Origin of the sequence: Flavobacterium limi (assembly GCF_010645075.1) — a bacterium.
In the GTDB taxonomy this organism is placed as follows: domain Bacteria; phylum Bacteroidota; class Bacteroidia; order Flavobacteriales; family Flavobacteriaceae; genus Flavobacterium; species Flavobacterium limi.
Genome location: NZ_JAADZV010000015.1, coordinates 72,501 through 95,924, shown reverse-complemented (window position 1 = coordinate 95,924; position 23,424 = coordinate 72,501). Strand labels below are relative to the sequence as shown.

The following is a 23,424-nucleotide window of genomic DNA, read 5'->3' as shown; positions in this document are numbered from 1 at the left end:
AATATCTCTACCGGATTTGTTTCCGGCAGAGAAATCAGATACCAATTAACACAACTTCACTTAAACTACTTAACTTTACTAACTCAAACTTTTATATTAACTTTTTAAAACTTGTATAAACTGCCAGCTCAACATCGGCATGTTCTTTTGTATTACATTCTTCAATCAACCTTTTTAAATCTGCTGATTTTAAAGTTGATTTATTATCTAAAACACGTAACAATTCCTGTGATGCATCGCTCAGCTTTTTAACCAAAGGCAGAACTGGCTGTACTAACGGAGCGTTGGTACTTAAGTCATTTAATTCCTTATTTAAGGCAATCCATTTGCTGAAAAATGCAGCGACTTTTGCTTTGTTTTCAGGTGTTTTGCCTGCCAAATATTGTTTTACGGCCTCATCAAAAGCCAATGCATCTTTTGCATCGGGTGTGCAGGCGTCTGCAAAAAGTGTGAACGGAGAATAGGTTTGATATTCTGTTCCATCCTTATTTCGTGTATATCCTTTTAACGGTTCGCAGACATTTGAGAATTCAGTTAGTGCTTTTATGTTTTGATTGTTGGCAATATTTCTCAAAATCACATCTTTGTTGCGAATGTGGGTCAGTCCTAATTCTTCTAATCGAAACGAAACAGTTTCAAGGCGTCTGCGCATATCGGCAATATCAGTAATGTTTTCGGCTGACCAGAGTCTTTCGGCAATTGCTGCTGTTCTTGGCCAAATTCTGGAATCTATGGTTTCCGGTGTTGCTAATTCTGTCCACATTGGGGCTTCTCCACCTAGAATTCTTGCTTTTTCTGCTGCAGTCAACTCAACTCCTTTTGGCATTGGGTCTGTTAAATAATGACTTTCAATTGGGTACATCAAATCGATATAATAGCCGTTTGACAATACTGTTTTATAACCTTTTTTTACCGCTTCGGCTAAAGACTGGCCTGGCAGAACGCCTTCATTTGGACCTCTCCATGAATGCACAATGGCTTCTTTTGAAAGGTTTTTGGTTAAAATTTCTTCCCAGCCCATTAATTGCTTTCCGTGTTTTTTAAGCATGGGAGCCAATTGCATGGTAAAATAAGTTTGTAATTCGTGGTTTGTCGCTAACTTATTTTTCTTTTTAAATTCCTGAATTTTAGGATTTGCATCCCAGTCTTTTCCTTCATTTTCATCTCCTCCAATATGAAAATAATCTCCTGGAAACAATGGACATACCTCGTCGAAGATTTCGCCTAATAATTGATATGTTTTTGGATTTGTGGGATCTAATGTAGGCGTAAAAATACCCGCATTTCTTTCGACTGTATAGGTTGTAATTCCTGTTCCCTGAATATTTTTTTCTGCTCCGCCTTTTAATGCAATCGCTTTACTTCCAATTTCAGGATAAGCTGTCAATATCGCCGTTCCGTGACCCGGAACATCAATTTCCGGAACAATTAAAATACCGCGCTCATCAGCATATTTTACGATATTTTTGATTTCTTCCTGTGTGTAATACATTCCATCCGAAGCCAGTTCAATTAGTTTTGGATGTTTTTTCATTTCGATTCTCCAGCCCTGATCATCAACCAAATGCCAGTGAAAAACATTCATTTTCATAGCAGCCAGTCCGTCTATATTTCTTTTGATTACATCTACGGGCTGAAAATGTCTTGCAGCATCTATCATCAAACCTCTCCAGGTAAATCTAGGGAAATCTGAAATTTGTGCGTTCGGAAAATAAAATGATTTATTATTATTCTGCAACAGCTGCAATAACGTTTCAAGACCGTGTAAAGCCCCTAAATCGCTGGTTGCCTCTATTGTAATTTTGTTTTGTTTAATATCCAAATGGTAACTTTCATCTTCATATAAACCAATTTTCCCGCTTTTGGCACAGTTTATCTGAAGTTCTGCTGTAGGAACTTCATTTAGTTTTGTAACAAAATCCTGCGAGAAAAAGAGACCTGTTCTGCCATCTAAACGGCGTAAAAAGCGAGTTACGCCTCCAAAAATTCTCGGATTTGGATTTCCGGTAATATTCACTTTAAAATTTTTAGTCAAAGTAAAACTTCCGTCATTTAAAACAACATTTTGCGGCCAGGGCATAAGATTTAGCTGCTCTTTTTTAATCTGAGCGTTGGAAGTTAAACCTGCTAATAATAGGACTAGTATATATTTCATTTTGTGGCGCTTGAAAATGGTTGTCCTGAGACAACATTAATAAATAGATAAAAATCCAGAATGATCTCTTTACTGATCCTCACTATCAGTAAGAAATCAATCTGAATTGGGTAATTTGATTTATTATAAATCAAATCCTAAAAATAATCTTAGTAATCAAAACGTTTGAAAGCCTCAATAGCTTCGTATTCTGCCAAACCTAATTCGTCGTACAGAATGGCTGTATTTTTATTTCGGTCTTCTGCCCTAACCCAAAACTCCCTTGAGTCATTCCCCTGAAACATAACCCTGTCCTTTTGAGACTGGTGGTATAAAATCGCATGACGTTTCAATAATACTTCAGACGGAGAAAGCGGAACAGCCATGTCAATCTCGTGAATATCCCATTCGTGCCATGCTCCTCTGTACAGCCATAACCAGCAGTCATCCATGTATTTTTGAGGTTTCAGTTCTTTCATCGCAGCAAATATGGCATTCAGACAAACTTCATGCGTCCCGTGCGGATCAGCAAGATCACCCGCAGCAAACACCTGATGTGGTTTTATTTTGGCGATAATATCCTTAACAATCGCAATATCTTCCGGACCTAACGGATTCTTCTTCACCTGTCCGGTTTCATAAAAAGGAAGATCTAAAAAGTGTGTATTTTCATCTTTTAGTCCGATGTATCTTGTTGCAGCGTATGATTCCCTTCTGCGGATCAATCCTTTTAATTTTCGAACTTCCAGTGAATCTACCTGATCTTCAGATTTGTTGTTCAGAAATTCAATTACCGATTTGAAATTAATTTTTCCATCAGTATCGCCAACAAAATCATTACATACTTCTGCAAATTTTAATGCTTCATCATCTGTAACCGCAATATTTCCTGAGGTTTGATATACGACATGTACATCATGTCCCTGTTTAATTAATTTTGAAAAAGTTCCTCCCATAGAAATTACATCATCATCAGGGTGTGGGCTAAAAAGAATCACTCGTTTTTTTGCCGGATTGGCTCTTTCCGGACGATGTGAATCATCAGTGTTCGGTTTTCCGCCCGGCCATCCCGTAATAGTATGCTGTAAAACGTTGAACATATTGATATTCAAATCGTAAGCAGAACCTTCCTGCGCCAAAAGATCAGACATTCCGTTATTGTTGTAATCACGATCTGTCAATTTTAAAATGGACTGTTTTGTTTTTTGACACAACCAAACAATCGCTTTGCTTTTTAATTCCTGAGTCCAGATACACTCTCCTACCAACCATGGTGTTTTGAAACGCGTTAACTCTGAAGCTGCGGACTGGTCTAAAACGAAAGTTGCATTAGGATGATTTTGTAAAAATGTAGCAGGCACTTCAGAACTGATATCACCCTGAATGGTTCTTTTGATGATATCGGCTTTGTTTTGTCCCCATGCCATCAATACAATTCTTTTCGATCTCATAATCGTAGAAACTCCCATCGTAATAGCTCTTTTCGGAACGTTGTCAATACCATTAAAGTCAGATGAAGCATCTACTCTTGTAATATGATCCAGTGTAATAATTCTTGTACCGGAGTTAATATGCGATCCCGGTTCATTGAAACCTACGTGGCCCGTGCGGCCTATACCTAACAATTGAAAATCAAGACCTCCGGCTTGTTTAATATTCATTTCATAATCGATGCAATATTGATTCAGTTCCTCAATAGCAACGGTACCGTCAGGAATATTAATATTTTCAGGATCGATGTCAATATGGTTAAAAAGGTGCTGATGCATAAAATAGTGATAGCTCTGATTATTCTCTTTTGACATTGGATAATATTCATCCAGATTAAAAGTGATTACATTGCTAAAACTTAATCCTTCTTCTCTGTGCATTCTCACTAATTCCTCATATACTTTTATAGGAGAAGAACCTGTTGCCAAACCTAATACACAAGATTTATTTTTTTCTTGTTTAGATCTAATTAACTGAGCAATTTCCTGTGCTACAATTAAAGATGCTTCTGCTGAACTTTTGAAGATTTCATTGTGAATTTTTTCAAATCTTGTTTCTTCAAATTTTCCTGCACTCTTATAGCTGATATCAGGTTTTATTTCTAAAGCACTTTTCATTTTTTTTCTTTTTTGATAATTTTATATATAAAAGCAAGACATATATTTAGTTCATAAAAACTTAATAAATTACTAATCCAGCTTATATTCTTTTTCTGCAAATTTATTTTTAAAGGATTCCTTAAAAAAATTATTTATACAAACTGCTTAAACTTTTAAACGAACAGCACTATTTAGTCAATAACACGTTTTTGCACAATAAAGGAACTTGTAAACCTTAAAAATTCATCTATTTATAAGGCTTTTAGTTACCACACAAATCAGTAGTGACAAATCCCAGTTTTGTATATTTTTTATGAATCACATCCAATAAAGAATATTGATCAAATGAATCCTGGGCAATTTCCCAAATCATTATTCCGCCAGTAATTTCCGAAGCCAATTGAACTTTTTGCTCAATAGTTGGTCTCCCGTTATAATAAATTTTACCCAATTCATCCAGTTCTGCAAATTGATTTCCGGCTGCAACCATTTGTCCGTAAGTCACACTTGTAGCAACTGCATCTGTAAAATTATAGCCATAAAACGGAACGCCGAGTGTCAGTTTTTCTTTTGGAACATTCTGCATTTTATTCCAAAAATCGATTCCTGATTTTGCATCATTAAAAGAGCTATGCTGGCCCGGTTTATCAGGTGCCCACGGTCCTGTCATATCATAAGCCATGATATTAATAAAGTCGAAAGCATTAAGAGCTTCATTGTTTATATTAACAAACCTTGTGTTATTTGGCAAAGCTGCCGTTATAAGTTTGTTTTTGCTTTTTATGGCATTTTTTAATTCCACAACAAAACCACTATACCCTATAGTTACCGCATCCCATTCCAGATCTACATCGACTCCATCCAATTTATGAAGCTCAACGAAATCCATTATTTTTTTGATAAAAGCAGGTCTGTTTTCCGGTGTATCGATAAGCAATGACCAATTTGCAGCCTGTTCTGGCGAGATAACTCCTCCGGCCACAGAAACACTTATTTTAATATTCGGATTTATGCCCTTTACATATGCAATGACAGCATCAATATCACCATCAAAAATTAAATTACCTGTGTTGTCCGGATTTGCGAATGACAAATTAAGATGAGTGAGCTTACAAAATTGTACGGAACTGATTTTTCCAAAATTATCCGTTGATAGGTATCCTACAACTCTGGCTGTTTTGGTTTTTGAATTATCATTCTCTGTATCGTTGTCCTTAGAGCAGCTGTAAGAGGTAAAAAGCGAACCAATAAAGAAAAGGATGCCTAATAAGGCTTTATTTTTTATCATTATTTTTAATTTAATTAGAATGAAAATAATACCTCATCAGGCATAACTTTGGGAACTATTTTTTAGTTGGCATCCCACCAAACTTTATTCAGCCAATCATTTGTTCCGCCCATTCTTTCCAATGCTTTTAAATAATTTATTTCATTTTTCTGCATCTCATCATTTGGATAATACAAACGTTTTGGCATCACACCACCTGTTTCTGAATCAGGGTTTGTAATTGGCAATAAGACTGGAAATCCTGTTCTTCTCTGGTTGGAGTAAGCTTCTATACTATTAAATATGTATGTAATCCAAATCTGTGTTCCAATTTGCTGTTTTTCTGTTCCTGCAACCAATGGCTTAGCATCTAAATAAGCATCAATATCTGTCTGAGATGGCAGAGTCGCGCCATAAATCAACAATTGTTTGATACCAGCTTCAACCCCTTTTCTGTAATATTCAGCAGCAGAAGTACCAGTTACCCATCCTCTGTGAGCAGCCTCAGCTAATAATAATTGTGTTTCTGAATAACTCACATGTAAGTAAGGTGTCGTTTTTTGTTTAAAATAAGACTGGATCCCTGAAGTTGCTGACGCACCACCCGGAACATCCCATTGAAAAGAGCCCGGACGAACCCCTTCGTATAATTTTTCTCCCGGCTGAACAGGCTGACCACCTTTTCCTGGTAAAGCAGACGTTGTTTTAGGTGTTGCAAGCATAGTTAATCTAGGATCTCCGTTGTCTCTCAAATAATCTATTACTAATGAGCTGAAATGATCCCCATGCTCATTACCTACAAAAGCATATGCCAAACCATTTCCTCTAAAATCGATAGCCGCAGGATTATCACTAAAGGTTGCATCTAAGTGTTTCATAATACAATTGTCAAGGTTACTTTCAAAAACACCATTTTGCAGGGCTGCTTTTACTTGTTTCTCTGCTTCTTGTGGTTTTACTTCTGAAAGTCTCATTCCTAAACGTAATCTTAGCGTATTAGCCAGTTTTTTCCATTTTGAAATATCTCCATTGTAAAACAGATCCCCCTTAACACTACCACCTCCGGCATTTAACTGGTTGTAAGCTTCGTCTAATTCACTGAAAAAAGCAGTATAGACTTCTTCCTGAGTATCATATTTAGGTGTTACAATTCCTTCTGAGAACCCTTTTCCTGCCTGAGAATAAGGAATATCTCCATAAAGATCCGTTAAACGCTGTGCCACCATCACTTTCATGATTTTTGCTACAGCATTCATGTTTACCATAGCCGGATTACCACTGGTTTTGTCCAAAATATCCACAACATTTTTCAACTCATTAGCATAACCGTTTCTCCAGATTGCTGTTGCATAGTCATCACTTTTCTTGAATTTGTTGCCATATTCTGTTTGATTCCACGCACCGGAATAATGCTGCACAAATCCACCTGAATAAATTAAGTTAGCTCTCCACTGGTAGTATCCGTCTCCAGACATACACAATTGGGTAAATGTTAGCTGTCCTGCCGGATTTGCTGACAATGCAACCGGATCTTTTTCCAGTTCATCAAAATTTTCGGTACAGCCTACTGTGGTTAACAATATGGCTATGGCTAGTATTATCTTTTTAAATTTCATAATTTCTTTTTTTTAGAATGCAACTTTAATATTAAAACCATACGATTGTCTGAATGGCAGTGAACCATATTCAAATCCCTGACCATTACCGGAAGTATACATAGATTCCGGGTCAACGTTTGGTAAATCCTTATTAAAAGTCAATAAATTTCTTGCGAATGCAGACACATAAACTGAACTGATTTTTGCTCCGCTAAAAACACTCTTTGGTATCGTATAACCTAAACTTACTTCTCTCAATTTTACGTAAGAAGCGTCATAAATAAAAGGGGCAGGTGTATTGTTGAAAACAGTAGTCCAATAATCCTGTGGATTTACAGGTTTAGTATTTTCTACATATACAGGATTAGCAGCAGTTCCTGTATTTACAACACCTTGCGCTACATAACCAGCAGTAGGAACCCATGTGGCCTGGCTAAAATTAGGATCGTTTGCAACTGCTTCTGCTCTAGCTGCATTGTAAGCATCCCTGCCTTCAGTAGTGATATCTAAAAGTCCTTTTTGTGCAGCTAATGAATTGGTCATAGAATATACATCCATTCCAAATTTCATATCAATTAAAAACTGAAGTGTAATTCCTTTATAAGAGAATCTGTTAGTTAAACCGGCAGACCAGTCAGGAAGTCCTTTTCCTAAAGCCACTTTAGAATCTGTGAATAAAGGCATACCGTTTGCATCTACTATTTTCTCACCTGAAGGAGTTCTTAGAAAATCCCTTCCGATGATAGTTCCATACTGACCTCCAACCTGAGCTACAATAGCAGCTCCGGCCCAACGAGCTTCAGAAATAGCATACGTATTAATATCCGGGTGTAAAGATATAATAGAGTTTTTGTTTTTCGAAAAGTTCAGATCAATTCCCCATTCGAAGCTATCCGTTTTGATTGGAGTTCCTGATAAGAAAATCTCAATACCTTCATTTCTTAATTGTCCTGCATTTACAGAAAGGAATTCATATCCAGATGTTGCAGATGAAGCCAAATCAAGAGTCTGATCAGCAGTATCTTCACGGTAAACCGTAATATCTGCTTTTAATCTGTTTTTAAAGAATGCTGTTTCAATTCCAAATTCCACTCCTGTTTTAGACTGATAAGTCAAATTCGCATTTGGTGCTGCAGAGTTTTTAATATTAACGACACTTTGTCCGTCATAAGATGAAAAAGTAGTATAATTTAGTGCATTTTTATACGCTCCCGGTGCATTTGAAACCTGCGCCCATGAAGCTCTGAATTTTCCATAGCTGAATGTATCATTCTGAATCTTTAAAGCATCAGAAAAGATGAAGCCTAACGAAGCTGCAGGATAAAAAGCATCTTTATTGATCACACTGAACCAGTCATTTCTTCCAGTAAATTCAGCATATAAATATCCTTTGTAATCAAATTTAGCAGAACCGTAAACTGAGTTTGTTCTGGTTCTTGTTACTACAGGAGCATTTTCAGTCTGGTTTACAAAGTTGCTGATATATTCTGTACCCGGCTCAATAATTTTAGTTCCGAATCTTGAATTTTGCTCTCTTTTAAAATCTCTTCTTCCTGTACCTAAAATTCCTGAAAAAGTAAAGTCTGTAGCTAATTTTATATCACTAAAAGTGGCAATAATATCCGTGTTCATCTCTGAAACATTTATATTATCAAGTCCTAAGTACCCTTCATCTCTTCCCGGCCATGTACTTCCTGCTTCCATAAAGTCTTTAGAACTGAAAGCATAGCTGTCTAAACCAGTTCTAAATGTCAATCCTACCCAGTTTTTTAACTGATAAGTTCCGGTAACATTTCCAATAAAACGATTTTTTACAGATGAGTTATGATTTTCCTGTGTAGTAAAATATGGGTTTAACTGGTACACATTATTGTTCCATGGATAAATTTGACCAGTTTCTTCGTTTTTATAATTTTTTAACCATGCCTGATCGAAACTTGGTGCTAATGAGCTTAATGAATAACCAACGTTATTTGGTGAATCTCCTAATCCTGGTCTGTTCTGTGTATTTTCAACCATGTAATTTACGTTTGCAGCCAAAGTAAATTTATCTGATTTTATAGTTCCGTTTAAACTAGCATCATTTCTTTCTAAGCCAGATTCCGGAATAACGTCATCATTTGTCAGGTTGTTATATCCGAAACGAACAAAAGCATTCTCGCTTCCTGCTGATAATGATATTCCGTTTGAAAGTGTAACTCCGGTTTTGAAAAAGTCCTGAATATTATTCTCAACTCTGGCGTACGGTTTCATAGAGCCATCAAATATTTTTATTTGCTGCCCCACACTTTCAGAGAACTTAGGCCCCCATGCATTTGTAGTGTAACTGTATATTTCAGTAGGTGCTTTTGTAGGATCCGGTAAAGTACCATTTGATCCGGAACCATATTCAGTCTGATAGTCAGCATATTTAGCATCTACTCTGTCAAAACTTACACCACTTGTAAGCTCTACCTGTAACTTGCCTTTGCTTCCTTTTTTAGTTGTAATAAGAATAACACCATTTAAAGCCCGGGATCCGTATAATGCAGCAGCAGCAGCTCCTTTAAGTACAGTTAAGCTTTCAATATTATTTGGATTAATACTTGAAATTCCGTCTCCGTTATCTCTTCCGTCAAACCATTTACTGTTAGCAGCAGTATCATTGTTCAAACCTGAGTTATCAATAGGAACTCCATCTACAATATAAAGTGGCTGATTGCTTTCACCAATACTCGAAATACCTCTAATAATAACTCTCGTTGATCCTCCCACTCCAGTGGCCGGAATAGAAACATCAACACCGGCAACCTTACCTGAAAGCGCGGTAGCAACGTTCGTAGTAATAACTTTATTTAATTGGTCTCCTTTAAGATCCTGGACTGCGTATCCCAGTTCTTTCTTTTGTCTTTTAATACCTAATGCTGTAACCACAACTTCATTTAAAGAATTTGATGCCGCCAGTTTCATTTTTACATTAATTGCAGCAGCATCTCCAACAACTATCTTTTGTGTTTCAAGACCTACATAGCTAAAAATTAATGTTTGTCCGGTTTGTACATCAATTGAGTACAAACCGTCAAAATCGGTAGTAGTACCTTTTTGGCCACCTTGCACAGAAACAGATGCCCCTGGTAACGGCATCCCATCAGAATCTGTAATCAAACCCTTGACATTTTTTACCTGAGCAAGCGAAACCTGCGCTGTAAAAACAATCATAAAGATTAATAAAATTTTTTTCATGTTTATTTATTTTGTTAGTTATGGTGTAAATTTATTCTTAAGGGATTGTTAAAAAAAATAATTTATACCAACAGCTCCAAACTTTAAACCAACGACATAAAACAATCAATAATACGTTTTACGAAAACGTTATCTTATCAAAATAATACACGGTTTATAGAATTTTATAAAATTTTATTTAAAAAAATTGCGTTTGACCAAGTAATTGTTTAAAGTTGCATAATAATTAAACCAACCACAATATACCTAATCCATTACTAAATTGAGTGAAATTCAAAAATTAAATTTTGATATTAAACTTCGAAATCATATCTGGTTCTGGGGGAGTTATTTTACACTGAATTTTTTAAGATGGGGTGCCTACTTTAATGATTACGATTATTCATTTAAGTCAAACCTAATTGAATTTTCACTGCATATACCTTTAGTCTACTTCAATCTTTTTGTTTTGGTCCGTCGGTATGTTTTAAAACAAAAATATTTTAAATATACCATTGCACTATTAGTTAGTCTTTTTACAGTCTATTTACTCAAAACGGCACTTACCTATTATATTATTTCTGAAAATATCTGGCCGGAGGCGAATCGTGAATATCAGCCTTTTGATATCAATCATATTCTTGCAGTATGCATTGGTGAACTATATGTATTAGCCATGGCATCATCTGTTTATCTGACATTAACCTGGCTTCGAGAAAGAGAAAGAAACAGATCATTACGGGAAAATCAATTTAAAATAAAACTTAAATATCTCGAAAATCAGATTCAGCCTCACTTTTTCTTTAATACGCTGAATAACTTATATGCATTGTCATTAGAGTCTTCCGATAAAGTTCCTGATGTGATTATTAAATTATCAAATCTCATGGAATATGTTTTATATGATGTAAAGGGTACTAAATCTGTACCTCTGATAAAAGAAATAGATTATATTCAGAATTATATCGAAATCGAAAAACTCCGTTTTAAAAATGTTGAAGTTGCTATTAACCTGGAATCCAATATTGAGGACATAAAAGTCCCTCCTTTAATTTTTATTTCGCTAGTTGAAAACGCCTTTAAACATGGAGGATTGAATAATCAGAATCTAAAGATTAAAATAAACTGCAAAATTATTGACCATAAAATACTGCATTTTGAAATCCTTAATAATTTTGTAATTTCACAAAAAAATAATCCTAAAGGTGGTATCGGCTTAGTGAATACCAAGAAAAGATTAAAATTAATTTACAAGAATAATTTTAGCCTAAAATACAAAACCAAGCTAAATTATTATATAATAAGTTTGCAAATACCTATTCATAATGAAGATTAAATGCTTATTAATCGACGATGAACCTTTAGCTATTAAAGTTTTACAAAATTACTTTACCAATTTTCCTGACTTTGAGGTTATAGGTACATTTAATAATTCTTTAGAAGCACTGGATTTTATAAACAGTACACCTGTCGATGCTGTTTTTTTAGATATTAATATGCCCATGATGACAGGTTTTGAATTAATCAGCTTAATCGAAAACAAAACAAAAGTGATCATTACAACTGCTTTTAGGGAATTTGCCGCCGAAAGCTATGACCTTGACGTTCTGGATTATTTGGTAAAACCAATTCCGCTACCAAGATTCATTAAGTGTATAAACAAAATCACTACCGAATACAATTCAAAGAACAATATTAAAACAGAAGCAGCAAAAGGCGATTCGCATATTTTTATTAAAGTCGATAAAAAAATGATGAAAATTAATATTGAAGAAATTTTGTTTGTTGAAGGAATGAAAGAATATATCAAAATTGTCACTTCTGATAAAACTTACATTACTCATAAATCCCTCACTTCCCAATCAGAAGAATTGCCTAATGACAAATTTATGCGAATTCACAAATCGTATGTAATTGCTCTTAATAAAGTTAAGTCGATTGAAGGAAACCGAATTCAAATTTTATCTTACACCATTCCCATAGGTAGAAATTACAGCAAAGATGTAAAAAACAAAATTTTGGAATAATCACTAAATCGATATCGTTACTTTCAAAATAATAACACATTGTTGAATAAATTATGTTGTTTGTATAATTTCTGCATTTTTTATGCTTTTTTATTTTTTTTTAAAAATTGTAACAAATATATTTACGACTTTAAAAACCACTAAAAAACTAAAAAAAACTTTATTACACATGAATTCAGAAAATGTACAAACCAAATGGGGGCAATTTATTTCACTAATAATTGTCTTTTTCTTTTGGGGTTTTGTTGGTTCTGCCAATGACATCCTGATTCCCGTATTCAAAAAAGTATTTACACTATCTCAGGTACAATCACAACTAGTTGCCTGGGCTTTTTATGCCGCCTATTTTGTGGGGTCCATAATTTTCTTTTTAGTATCACTAAAATCAGATGTCTTACAAAAATTCGGATACAAAAAAACACTCGCGGCCGGCTTACTTCTCTCTGCAGTTGGTTCATTTTTATTTGTTCCTGCTGCTACAATGGAAAGTTTTCCATTCTTTTTAACTGCCCTGTTTACAGTGGGACTAGGATTTTCTATTCAGCAAATTGTCGCTAATCCTCTAGCTATTAAAATGGGAAGCCCTGAAACCGGAGCACACCGTTTAACATTGGCGGGAGGTATAAATTCTTTCGGAACAACAATTGGGGCAATCTTATTAGGAATTGCATTGTTTGGAATGGGTGATAATAAAAAAACAAACCTCTCTCTTGAAGACATCAAATTGCCTTTTATCATCTTAGGCGCTGCCTTTATAGTCGTAGCTATTTTTATGTATTTTTCTAAAATTGAGGATCCTGCTAAAATAGAAGAAGCTAAAATAGAAAACAAACATACTAGTTTTAATATTCTTGACTATCCTCAGCTATATTTAGGAATGTTAGGAATCTTTATTTATGTAGGAACAGAGGTTACAATCATCAGTAACTTACCTGCATTATTACACACAACAGAATTCGGAAACGTATTAGAAGACGCTATCGCTCCATTCATTGCATTATACTGGGGAAGTTTAATGATAGGCCGCTGGAATGGCGGTGTAAACGTTTTCAATACATCAAATCTTGTAAATACAGCTCTTAAATTTATTGTGCCTGCTCTTGCTTTTGGAGTAATTATTGGAGCTAATATTTTTGCTGCACATGATGTCTCCACATTTTACATTTACCCAATCTGGATTTTACTATTCATAGCAGTAAGTTTTGTAGGAGGTAAAAACGCCGGAAAAACTTTAATGCTTTTCGGAATTTCAGGATTATTAATGATGGTATTTGGATTATTTTGGCCAAATCCTGAAATTGCTAAATTCTTCTTCATTTCAGGCGGTTTATTCTTATCTATCATGTGGCCTTCAATCTTCGATTTAGCGATCGCAGGATTAGGAAAAAACACTGGAAAAGCTTCTTCATTCTTAATCATGATGATTCTTGGAGGAGGAGTTATCCCATTGGTTCAGGGAAGTATCTGCGATTTAGACGCAACACATCCGGAAGGAATATTAGGAATAACGTATACACATTTTTCATATGTTATCCCGCTTCTTGGTTTTGCGTATTTGGCATTTTACGGTTTTTATTGCCCTAAAATATTAAAAAAACAAGGCATTGCTCACGTTGTAAGCGAAGGGGGAGGACACTAAGCTAGCAAAAAAACAGATAAAATCCCGTATTACAAATAGTTTGCAATACGGGATTTTTTAATTACAAGCATTGTTTACTAAATGTAAACACTTGTTTTATGAGATTCAAGTGTTATTTGTTACCTTTCTCAAAATCAGCAACAAACTGAGCTAATCCGATATCTGTTAACGGATGTTTCAACAATCCTGCAATTGCCGATAATGGTCCTGTCATAACATCTGCACCAATTTTAGCACAGTTTACGATATGCATAGTGTGACGCACAGAAGCTGCCAAAATTTGAGTTTCATATCCGTAGTTATCATAGATTTCTCTAATTTCCTGAATCAGATTCAATCCGTCTGTAGAAACATCATCCAAACGGCCAATAAAAGGTGAAACATAAGTTGCTCCCGCTTTTGCAGCCAATAAAGCCTGACCTGCAGAAAACACAAGAGTTACGTTTGTTTTGATTCCTTTATCAGAAAAATATTTTGCAGCCATAACACCTTCTTTTGTCATAGGCAGTTTTACTACAATCTGATCGTGCAATTCAGCTAACTCTTCACCTTCTTTCACCATTCCGTCAAAATCCAGTGCATTTACTTCAGCACTTACATCTCCATCAACAAGATTACAGATGTCAACATAATGCTTCAAAATGTTGTTTTTTCCGGTAATTCCTTCTTTTGCCATCAAAGACGGATTAGTCGTTACACCATCCAAAACACCTAAAGCCTGTGCTTCCTTAATCTGAGCTAAATTAGCTGTATCAATAAAAAATTTCATAATTATATTTATTTAATTGTGTTCATAATTTGGGCGTGACCACAAGGGTCGGGTCTTCCGCTGTATCTTTTTATTTTTTAAAGAAAAAAATAAAAAGGATGCCGCTTCACCCCCTCACGCAAATCCGGTGCAAAATTACAATTAAAAATTATTTAGAAGAATTGTTTCTGTTCAATTCTTTCAATTCATCTCTAATTTCTTCAAGAACAGATAATGTATCTGCTTTGTAAAGTTCTGCATTATTTATTTTATCACTTATAGAACTCAATATCCTTCTAATAATAAACCAGACAAAAACCAAAAATAAAACCCCTAAAATAGTAGGTAGATATTCCGTTATTTTATCCATAATTCTACAATTTATAATGATTCATCAACATTTTCTCATACACTTTATCCGGCAACGCACGTTTTAAGACAATGGAAAACTTCTGCATAAAAACCCCTACTTTATAATGCACTTTCGGGCTTTTCTGCTGCATAATTTTATAAACAGCTTCCGCCATTTCATTCGGATTACTTCCCGCATCAACATGTTCATTCATTGTAGCAAGCGTATCACCATACACTTTTTCATAAGCCGATCCCTTAATAACCGGAGCATGAAAACGCCCCGAAGCAATATTGGTAGCAAAATCGCCTGGCGCAACATTCGTAATTTCAATACCAAATTGTTTTACCTCCATACGTAAAGCTTCCGTAATCAACTCTAAAGCACCTTTTGAAGCCGAATATACACTTCGATATGGCAGTCCCATATAAGCTGCAATCGAAGTAATATTGATAATCAAACCCGACTTCTGTTCACGCATCTGCGGCAAAACAGATTTCATCACTTCAATCGGACCAAAAAAATTGGTTTCAAAATTATTTTTGATTTCCTCCATCGGAATTTCTTCCAAAGGCCCTGTAATTCCAACACCAGCATTATTAATTACAACATCAAGCCTACCTGAAGTTTCTATAATTTTAGAAACAGCAGCTTTAATTGATTCCGCATTTCGAACATCAAGAGCAACAAGTGGAAAAACAGAATTTACTACTTTTTCAGGATTTCTACTGGTTCCATAAACTACGAAGCCTTTTTTATGTAAAAATTCTCCAATTGATTTCCCAATCCCTGAAGATCCACCTGTAATTAAAACGACTTTGTTCATTTTGAAGTTAGATATTAAATGTTATGAGTAATAGTGCTTGTCTGTGTGTAGAATTTTATGTAGTAGGTAAAACTTCTAACCTTTCACATATAACTTCTAACTTTCGACAGGGGTAAAAATAAAAAAATCCTCCCGAAGGAAGACTACTTTTGTATAAATTCTAAAAAAATGGCAAGCGACCTACATCGCACCGCTCAACCACGTACCCTTGCTATGTTCCCATCCTGGGGGAGTCTGCAGGAGCTGGTCGTGTAGGACTTGCCGGTGCAAATATACAATCTTTTTATATTTTTGCAAGAGCTTTGTTGCTATAAAAATATCGTTGTATATTGGACTATTCAAATTTTAGACTATGAAAAAACATAACTTCCTAACTGCCATTTTATTAGGAATCACATTAATTGGATGCGGAGATAAAAATAAAGGTGAAAATTCTTTATTTACTATAGATGATTCTGCTTTTCCGGCACATTTTCTGCCTCAGGATGCCATTTCTATCACTGTTTTAAATCCAAAATCAAAAGAAATCGACAGCATTGCCTACTTTGTAAACGATAAAAGAGTGGGAAGCAAGAAAGGTTCTGAAAAATTCAAATTTAAATTAAAAGATCAAAAATTAGGATATCAATACCTAAAAGCAACAGTTTATTTTGGCAGTGATTCATCTGATGCTACAAAAAGAGTAGAATTAGTTTCAAACGTTAATCCTAAATTATTAAAATATAAAATCGTAAATACTTATCCTCATGATACTGCTTCATTCAATGAAGGTTTAGAATTTCACAATGACACCTTATATGAAAGTACAGGGCAATACGGTACTTCTTATATCAGAAAATACGATTACAAAACAGGCAAAACCTACAAGCAGGCCGATCTTGATAAAGAATATTTTGGTGAAGGAATTACAATCTTAGATGGAAAATTATACCAACTAACATGGAAAGAAAAAACCGGTTTTATCTATGATGCTAAAACCTTAAAGCTAGAAAAAAAGTTCAATTACGACAAAGAAATCCAAGGTTGGGGAATGACAAATGACGGAAAACACATTTACCATTCTGACGGAACAGAAAAAATATGGAAAATGGATCCGGCCACTCAGAAACTGAATGATTATATCAATGTATATTCCGGAGATTCAAAAATCAAGGCCGTTAATGAATTAGAATGGATTAACGGAAAAATTTATGCAAATATTTGGCAAAAAGATGCAATTGCTGTCATCAATCCGCTTTCAGGAGCTGTAGAAGGCATTTTAAATATGACTGATCTGCGTAAAAACATGAGCAGTAAAATCACTACTGATGATGTTTTAAACGGAATCGCTTACAATCCTAAAACCAAAACTATTTTTGTTACCGGTAAAAATTGGGATAAAATGTTCGAAATAACAGTTTCAGAATAAATCATACAAAAAATAATCTAAAACACGAATTTCACAGATTTCACGGATTGTTTCGTGATAATTTGTGAAATTTGTGTTTTTATAATCTATCCTAAATGACAACTCTTATCATCAACATAAAAGAACTGCTTCAGGTTCGGGAAACTCCTGTTTCTAAAGTTGCTGGAGCTGAAATGGCTATTCTTCCCACCATAAAAAATGCTTTTCTGATAATAAAAGACAACATTATTGCTGACTTTGGAGCAATGGAAAATCTTCCTGAAATTACAGCTGATAAAATTATCGATGCAACCGGAAGAATTGTACTTCCATGCTGGTGCGACAGTCACACCCACATCGTTTACGCGGGTAATCGCGAGCAGGAATTCGTAGACCGAATTAACGGATTAACTTATGAGGAAATCGCAAATCGCGGAGGCGGAATCCTGAACTCAGCAAAAAAATTAAACGAAACTCCTGAAAAAGAAATTTATGAGCAGTCAAAAATTAGACTGGAAGAAGTAATGTATTTGGGCACCGGAGCTGTCGAAATAAAATCAGGTTACGGCTTAACCGTTGAAGGAGAAATAAAAATGCTTCGCGTTATTAAAAAACTGGCAGAAAATTATCCTGTTTCTATAAAAGCGACATTTTTAGGAGCGCATGCTTTTCCACCGCATTATAAAGAAAACAAAACAGGTTATATCGAGGAGATTGTCACGAAAATGCTTCCCGAAATTTCAAAAAATAAATTGGCTGAATACATAGATGTCTTTTGCGAAAACGGCTACTTTTCTGTTGAAGAAACCGAAAAGATTATGCAAGCCGGAATCGAATTCGGCTTAAAACCAAAAATCCATGCAAATCAGTTTAATTCTATTGGCGGAATTCAGTCCGGAGTTAAATTCAACGCTCTTTCTGTAGATCATCTGGAAGTCATGAAACCAGAAGATATTGAAGTTTTAAAAGACTCTGAAACGATGCCGGTTGCTTTACCATCATGCTCTTATTTTTTAAGCATTCCTTACACTCCTGCCCGTAAAATGATTGATGCAGGTTTACCAATCGCTTTAGCAACGGATTATAACCCTGGCTCTACCCCATCCGGCAATATGAATTTTGTAGTAGCAACGGCCTGCATAAAAATGAAAATGACTCCCGAAGAATCGATTAATGCTGCGACCATAAATGGCGCTTATGCCATGGGACTTTCAGAAACTCATGGAAGTATCACAAAAGGCAAAAAGGCTAATTTGATTATTACAAAACCTATTTCATCTTATTACAAGATTCCATATGCTTTTGGAAGTAACCTGATCGAAAATGTAATTATTGAAGGTGAAATTTTAGCATAAAAAAAAGAGGAGTATAAAACTCCTCTTTTTTTTATCTAATACTTTAATCCTTATCTTAAAGAAAAGCTTGTTTTAGAAACTAACTCATCATTATCAAAAATATTGATAAAATAAGTTCCTTTTGCAAAATCTTTACCTGGCAAATCTTCAGAAACGTTTACAGTTTTATTTTCGTACTGCACAGTTGTCTTAAAGCTGTATGTCAATGAATTATCCCCAAAGCTTTCTGTTTTTTTATCTCCCAAAACATTATTTTTGCTATCAATCACCTGTACATAATATGTTTTATCTCCAGACTTTGCAATTTGATTTTCAGCAATAGTAAAACTAACTTTTAAAACATCAGCACGGCTTGCCTTATCCGTTTCAATTTGCTTTCCTGAACTTTTCAATTTGTAAGCTGCTGTTTTTGTATTTAAAACAGATAATTTAGAACCTTTTTCAACTGTTTTAGACAAAGCCTCATTTTGACCAACTAAAACTTCGTTGAATTTTTTAGACTCCCCCAATACAACAATTGTACTGTCTCTCTGAACGGTTAAAACACCATTTTGTTTTTTTAATTCATCATTTTCAGCAACCAAAGTTTTCATTTTAGCCTGCAATCCCTGAACTTGAGTTTTAAATTTAGAAACATCACCTTTTGACTTATTCAAATCATCCATTAAAGCTACAACTTTGTCTCTTTCCTGAATTAATTCATCTGACATAGAAGTATTTTCAGCAATGGCAGCATCATAAGTTGCTTTTAATTCCTGAAGGTCTTTCATCACAGATTCCTTTTCTGTCAATGTTGATGTAAGTTCCGTTTTTACAACATCTGAATCTGAAGAAAGTTTAAAAATGTATACTAAACTACCAATTAGTAGGACTGCTAAAACAGCGATTACCGCCTTTAGACTTGAGTTGTTTTTGTTTGGGTTTTCCATATTTAATAATTTTCTTAAAAACAAATTTAATAATTAATATAACCTAATAACGTAAGTTAGCGCAATTATATTATTTTTGGATAATATTTTTTTTTATGGATAAATTAATCCCTTTTACTGTTAATGATTTAGCAAAAGTCACTAATCACCGTAGCGGTGAAATAAAATTTGGAGAAAAAATGATCACTATTCCGAAAGGAACAGATATACTTGATTTTCTAAAAGAGAGTGAGGCTAAATATGTTCTTTTGGGTATTCCGGAAGACATAGGTGTCCGTGCTAATTATGGGAGACCCGGGGCTGCATCTGCATGGGAATCTGCTATAAAAAGTATTGCAAACATACAGCACAATCGTTTTTGCAAAGGCAGTCAGATTATTGTTCTAGGCAAAATAAATGTTTCCGAGCTAATGCGAGATGTTGAAAATCTTGATTTCAATGATATAGATGATCGCTCAAAGCTAAGTCAGCTGGTTGAAAAAATTGATAAAGAAGTATCACATGTTATTTTCACTATAATTAAGGCCGGAAAAACACCTATTATAATTGGAGGAGGCCATAATAATGCTTACGGCAATATAAAAGGTACGGCTTTAGCCAAAGGGAAATCAATAAACGCAGTCAATTTTGATGCACACTCTGATTTCAGAATTCTTGAAGGACGGCATAGTGGAAATGGTTTTTCTTATGCCTATGAAGAAGGTTTCCTGAAAAAATACTTCATTTTTGGCTTACACGAAAATTATACTTCAAAAAGCGTACTTGACATTATAAAAAAGCTGGAAGACAGAGTTCGTTACAATACATATGACAGTATAAACATCCGTGAAGAAAAAGATTTTACAAACGAAATGATTTCAGCACTGGAGTTCATAAAAACAGATTCGTTTGGAATAGAAATTGATCTGGATGCAATCCCTAATATTGCCAGCAGCGCCATGACAATCAGTGGTTTTTCAATTGAGCAGTTGCGACAATTTATTTCCTACTTTGGGCAGCACAAAAATGCCGCTTATCTGCATATTTGTGAAGGTGCACCTGATTTGGATAATTCTCCTAACAATCATTTAATAGGCAAATTAATCGGTTATCTGGTTACTGATTTTATAAAAGCAAATCACGAAAAAGTTTAATATTAAAATTTGGAGCTATCCCTTTTGCCAAATAAACCTAAATTCAATTAAACCATTGCCTGAATAAAACTATCTTTGCAACGAATTTTAGTACTTAAAACTAAGTTCTTAATACCTAAGATATGTTATTCGAAGATTTATCACTTTCAAAAAGTATACAAAAAGCCGTTTTTGAAGAAGGCTACCTAAACCCTACCCCTATTCAGGAACAATCTATTCCGATTGTTTTAGCCGGCAGGGATTTGATTGGCTGTGCACAGACTGGTACCGGAAAAACAGCTGCATTTGCTATTCCAATTATACATCAGCTACACCGAATTGTCGGCTCATCAAAAAAAACTAAACAAATCCGTGCCCTTATAGTTACCCCAACCCGTGAATTGGCAGTACAAATTGGACAAAGTTTTGACACTTATGCCAAATACACAAACCTGACCCAATTGACAATTTTTGGCGGTGTTTCCCAAAATCCGCAGGTTGACACCTTAAAAAAAGGGGTTGATATTTTAGTAGCCACACCCGGAAGACTTTTAGATTTACAAAAACAAGGTTTCCTGGATTTAAATCATTTACACATTTTAGTTCTTGACGAAGCAGATCAAATGCTGGATATGGGATTTGTAAACGATGTCAAAAAAATCGTAAAATTAACACCTAAAAACAGACAGACACTATTCTTTTCAGCAACTATGCCAATTGCAATTCGGGAACTGGCCGAAATGTTTTTGACTGATCCGGAAACTGTAACTGTATCTCCGGTTTCATCAACAGCAGAAAATATTGAACAGCGTATTTATTTTGTGGATAAAACTGAAAAAAGAAATCTATTATATCACTTAATTAAAACCGAAGGCCTGTCAAATGTATTGGTTTTTGCAAGAACTAAACACGGAGCAGACAATGTTGTAAAAGCACTGCGTAAAAAAGATATTCCTGCAGAAGCGATTCATGGTGACAAATCTCAAAATGCAAGACAACGCGTTTTAGATGCTTTTAAAAACAAAGAAGTTGGTGTTTTAGTTGCAACTGACATTGCTGCAAGAGGAATCGACATTGATCAACTACCATATGTAATTAATTTTGATCTACCTAATATTCCGGAAACTTACGTGCACAGAATTGGAAGGACAGGACGCGCCGGAAATGGCGGAATTGCAATATCATTTTGTGGCAAAGATGAACATCCCTATTGGAAAGACATTCAAAAACTAATAAAAGTTGATGTAAAAACGATCAGTGACCATCCATACCAATGGCATGCCGGAAGCCCTGACGCAACTGCTGAGAAACCTAAAAATTCAAACAGAAGCGGTGGTGCTCATAAATCGAGAAAATCTAATGCTTCTAAACAAAATAAAAAACGCTGGTATTAACCAGCGTTTTTTATTTTATTGAAATTCTAAAATAATTATTATGTTAATTTTCTGCAACTGATTCTAAATCATTATTCCCTTCCCATTGCCCAACTACTGAAGTTGCCAAGGCATTTCCTAAAACATTGGTTGCACTTCTGAACATATCACAAAAGTGATCAATTGGCAAAATCAAAGCAATTCCTTCAATTGGGATATCAAACATACCACAAGTAGCTGCTACAACTACCAAACTTGCTCTCGGGACACCTGCAATTCCTTTACTGGTCAACATCAATACCAAAAGCATCGCCATTTGTGTTCCTAAATCTAAATGTACATTATAAAACTGAGCAATAAAAATACTGGCAAAAGTCATATACATCATACTGCCGTCAAGATTAAAAGAATATCCCAGCGGAAGCATAAAAGAAACTATCTTATCTTTTACTCCAAAACTCTCTAATTCTTCAGTCAATTTAGGGAATACAGCCTCACTGCTGGTAGTACCGAAAGCAATTGCTAATGGCCCTGTAATACGTTTCAATAATTCAGTCATTCTTCCTTTCAGAAAAATATATCCTATTGCAACCAATAAAACCCACAATGTACTTATTCCGATTAAGAACGATCCGAAAAATTTAAAATAAGTAATTACTAATTCCTCTGCATCTCTTACTGTAAATACTGCTGCAATAGCTCCAAAAACACCAATTGGAGCAAAATTCATGACATAATTCACCATCTTTAAAACGATGTGCGATAATTTATCAAAAGCCACAATAATAGGCTTAACAGTAGAACCTAATGATGCCGCTGCCAATCCAAAGAAAATAGAAAAAACCACAATCTGCAGGATTTCATTGGTTGCCATCGCTTCGATTATACTTTTGGGTACAATGTGTTCAACAAAGTTTTCAAAAGAAAGATTTTGGGTTTTGCCTGTAACCTCAGAAGCAGTTGCCATATCTACATTCTCGAGTTTTAAACCCACACCAGGCTGCAAAAGATTTACATAAAACAGTCCAATCAACAAAGATATAAATGAAGCTGTAAAAAACCATCCTAATGCTTTCCCTCCTATTCTTCCAACAGTTTTAATATCTCCGAGTTTTGCAATTCCTACTACTAAAGTTGTAAAAACTAACGGCGAGATAATCATTTGGACCAGTCGAATAAAAATAGTAGCAAGCATTTTTATTTTGGTACTGAATGATTGGGCAGCTTCAGATGAAATTGTATTGTGCAATATAATTCCTAAAGTTGCTCCCAGAACCATCGCTATTAAAATTTGACCTGTCAGTCCTGAAAAAAAAGATTTCTTTTGATTTTGGATTTTATCCATTATTTTTTGAGTTTAAATTAAAAAAAGACCCTCACTGCCTG

17 protein-coding genes and 1 other RNA gene are annotated in these 23,424 nt (G+C 34.9%); 7 read left to right on the top strand and 11 right to left on the bottom strand.

The genetic code is table 11. The features are described from left to right. Positions 1-91 precede the first annotated feature (91 nt). From GXM16_RS21825 to GXM16_RS21805, 5 genes are all read right to left on the bottom strand, one after another. Positions 92-2,155, bottom strand: coding sequence for a beta-N-acetylhexosaminidase (locus GXM16_RS21825; RefSeq protein ID WP_163396616.1), 2,064 nt, complete (start codon positions 2,153-2,155; stop codon positions 92-94). A gap of 149 nt (positions 2,156-2,304) precedes the next feature. Beyond that, positions 2,305-4,242: a glucosamine-6-phosphate deaminase gene (nagB, locus tag GXM16_RS21820; protein WP_163396615.1), complete on the bottom strand. Its 1,938-nt coding sequence runs from the start codon at positions 4,240-4,242 to the stop codon at positions 2,305-2,307. Between the two features lie 244 nt (positions 4,243-4,486). Next, positions 4,487-5,512, bottom strand: coding sequence for a glycosyl hydrolase family 18 protein (locus tag GXM16_RS21815; protein ID WP_163396614.1), 1,026 nt, complete (start codon positions 5,510-5,512; stop codon positions 4,487-4,489). Positions 5,513-5,574: 62 nt separating this feature from the next. Further along, positions 5,575-7,107, bottom strand: a complete 1,533-nt coding sequence (locus GXM16_RS21810) for a SusD/RagB family nutrient-binding outer membrane lipoprotein (protein WP_163396613.1) — start codon at positions 7,105-7,107, stop codon at positions 5,575-5,577. Positions 7,108-7,119: 12 nt separating this feature from the next. Further along, complete coding sequence (locus GXM16_RS21805) at positions 7,120-10,311, bottom strand: SusC/RagA family TonB-linked outer membrane protein (protein ID WP_163396612.1); 3,192 nt, start codon at positions 10,309-10,311, stop codon at positions 7,120-7,122. A gap of 262 nt (positions 10,312-10,573) precedes the next feature. Here GXM16_RS21805 and GXM16_RS21800 point away from each other — a divergent pair, with 262 nt between their 5' ends. The 3 genes from GXM16_RS21800 (at position 10,574) to GXM16_RS21790 (ending at position 13,956) form a co-directional block, all read left to right on the top strand. Further along, positions 10,574-11,626 (top strand): sensor histidine kinase, encoded by a 1,053-nt coding sequence (locus GXM16_RS21800; protein WP_163396611.1) that lies wholly within the window; start codon positions 10,574-10,576, stop codon positions 11,624-11,626. After that, positions 11,616-12,317: a LytR/AlgR family response regulator transcription factor gene (locus GXM16_RS21795; protein ID WP_163396610.1), complete on the top strand. Its 702-nt coding sequence runs from the start codon at positions 11,616-11,618 to the stop codon at positions 12,315-12,317. Before GXM16_RS21800 ends, GXM16_RS21795 begins: the two co-directional genes overlap by 11 nt. Positions 12,318-12,486: 169 nt before the next feature. Continuing rightward, positions 12,487-13,956, top strand: coding sequence for an MFS transporter (locus GXM16_RS21790; protein WP_163396609.1), 1,470 nt, complete (start codon positions 12,487-12,489; stop codon positions 13,954-13,956). Between the two features lie 112 nt (positions 13,957-14,068). Here GXM16_RS21790 and fsa read toward each other — a convergent pair whose 3' ends face one another. The 4 genes from fsa to ffs all read right to left on the bottom strand — a co-directional run bounded on the left by fsa (position 14,069) and on the right by ffs (position 16,146). Then, a complete protein-coding gene (gene fsa / locus GXM16_RS21785; protein ID WP_163396608.1) occupies positions 14,069-14,725 on the bottom strand; it encodes a fructose-6-phosphate aldolase in 657 nt (218 codons plus the stop codon). Positions 14,726-14,873: 148 nt separating this feature from the next. Then, entirely contained in the window at positions 14,874-15,074 is a 201-nt protein-coding gene (locus tag GXM16_RS21780) for a hypothetical protein (RefSeq protein WP_163396607.1), read from the bottom strand. A 4-nt stretch (positions 15,075-15,078) separates the two neighbouring features. Then, complete coding sequence (locus GXM16_RS21775) at positions 15,079-15,882, bottom strand: SDR family oxidoreductase (RefSeq protein WP_163396606.1); 804 nt, start codon at positions 15,880-15,882, stop codon at positions 15,079-15,081. 166 nt (positions 15,883-16,048) lie between these two features. Continuing rightward, positions 16,049-16,146: signal recognition particle sRNA small type (gene ffs / locus GXM16_RS21770), an RNA gene on the bottom strand. An 88-nt stretch (positions 16,147-16,234) separates the two neighbouring features. Between ffs and GXM16_RS21765 the strand changes: the two genes are divergently transcribed. After that, positions 16,235-17,290 (top strand): glutaminyl-peptide cyclotransferase, encoded by a 1,056-nt coding sequence (locus GXM16_RS21765; protein WP_163396605.1) that lies wholly within the window; start codon positions 16,235-16,237, stop codon positions 17,288-17,290. 95 nt (positions 17,291-17,385) lie between these two features. Next, positions 17,386-18,624 carry an imidazolonepropionase gene (gene hutI / locus GXM16_RS21760; RefSeq protein WP_163396604.1) on the top strand — a complete coding sequence of 413 codons (1,239 nt, stop codon included), beginning with the start codon at positions 17,386-17,388 and terminating at the stop codon, positions 18,622-18,624. Between the two features lie 50 nt (positions 18,625-18,674). On the opposite strand, the gene GXM16_RS21755 is transcribed toward hutI, so the two are convergent. Then, entirely contained in the window at positions 18,675-19,553 is an 879-nt protein-coding gene (locus GXM16_RS21755) for a hypothetical protein (RefSeq protein WP_163396603.1), read from the bottom strand. A 95-nt stretch (positions 19,554-19,648) separates the two neighbouring features. On the opposite strand from GXM16_RS21755, the gene GXM16_RS21750 reads away from it, so the two are divergent. Both GXM16_RS21750 and GXM16_RS21745 read left to right on the top strand, forming a co-directional pair. Continuing rightward, positions 19,649-20,686: a formimidoylglutamase gene (locus GXM16_RS21750; RefSeq protein WP_163396602.1), complete on the top strand. Its 1,038-nt coding sequence runs from the start codon at positions 19,649-19,651 to the stop codon at positions 20,684-20,686. A 122-nt stretch (positions 20,687-20,808) separates the two neighbouring features. Beyond that, a complete protein-coding gene (locus tag GXM16_RS21745; protein ID WP_163396601.1) occupies positions 20,809-22,059 on the top strand; it encodes a DEAD/DEAH box helicase in 1,251 nt (416 codons plus the stop codon). Between the two features lie 43 nt (positions 22,060-22,102). Here the strand turns inward: GXM16_RS21745 and GXM16_RS21740 are convergent, their stop codons facing one another. Next, positions 22,103-23,383, bottom strand: coding sequence for a dicarboxylate/amino acid:cation symporter (locus tag GXM16_RS21740; protein WP_163396600.1), 1,281 nt, complete (start codon positions 23,381-23,383; stop codon positions 22,103-22,105). Positions 23,384-23,424 lie beyond the last annotated feature (41 nt).

Bases quoted from the DNA above. Each gene is read 5' to 3' on its own strand.
- GXM16_RS21795 (WP_163396610.1), top strand. From the start codon at position 11,616: ATGAAGATTAAATGCTTATTAATCGACGATGAACCTTTAGCTATTAAA.
- GXM16_RS21805 (WP_163396612.1), bottom strand. From the start codon at position 10,311: ATGAAAAAAATTTTATTAATCTTTATGATTGTTTTTACAGCGCAGGTT.
- GXM16_RS21775 (WP_163396606.1), bottom strand. From the start codon at position 15,882: ATGAACAAAGTCGTTTTAATTACAGGTGGATCTTCAGGGATTGGGAAA.
- nagB (WP_163396615.1), bottom strand. From the start codon at position 4,242: ATGAAAAGTGCTTTAGAAATAAAACCTGATATCAGCTATAAGAGTGCA.
- hutI (WP_163396604.1), top strand. From the start codon at position 17,386: ATGACAACTCTTATCATCAACATAAAAGAACTGCTTCAGGTTCGGGAA.
- GXM16_RS21810 (WP_163396613.1), bottom strand. From the start codon at position 7,107: ATGAAATTTAAAAAGATAATACTAGCCATAGCCATATTGTTAACCACA.
- GXM16_RS21740 (WP_163396600.1), bottom strand. From the start codon at position 23,383: ATGGATAAAATCCAAAATCAAAAGAAATCTTTTTTTTCAGGACTGACA.
- GXM16_RS21755 (WP_163396603.1), bottom strand. From the start codon at position 19,553: ATGGAAAACCCAAACAAAAACAACTCAAGTCTAAAGGCGGTAATCGCT.
- GXM16_RS21780 (WP_163396607.1), bottom strand. From the start codon at position 15,074: ATGGATAAAATAACGGAATATCTACCTACTATTTTAGGGGTTTTATTT.
- GXM16_RS21765 (WP_163396605.1), top strand. From the start codon at position 16,235: ATGAAAAAACATAACTTCCTAACTGCCATTTTATTAGGAATCACATTA.
- GXM16_RS21815 (WP_163396614.1), bottom strand. From the start codon at position 5,512: ATGATAAAAAATAAAGCCTTATTAGGCATCCTTTTCTTTATTGGTTCG.
- GXM16_RS21750 (WP_163396602.1), top strand. From the start codon at position 19,649: ATGGATAAATTAATCCCTTTTACTGTTAATGATTTAGCAAAAGTCACT.
- GXM16_RS21745 (WP_163396601.1), top strand. From the start codon at position 20,809: ATGTTATTCGAAGATTTATCACTTTCAAAAAGTATACAAAAAGCCGTT.
- GXM16_RS21790 (WP_163396609.1), top strand. From the start codon at position 12,487: ATGAATTCAGAAAATGTACAAACCAAATGGGGGCAATTTATTTCACTA.
- GXM16_RS21825 (WP_163396616.1), bottom strand. From the start codon at position 2,155: ATGAAATATATACTAGTCCTATTATTAGCAGGTTTAACTTCCAACGCT.
- fsa (WP_163396608.1), bottom strand. From the start codon at position 14,725: ATGAAATTTTTTATTGATACAGCTAATTTAGCTCAGATTAAGGAAGCA.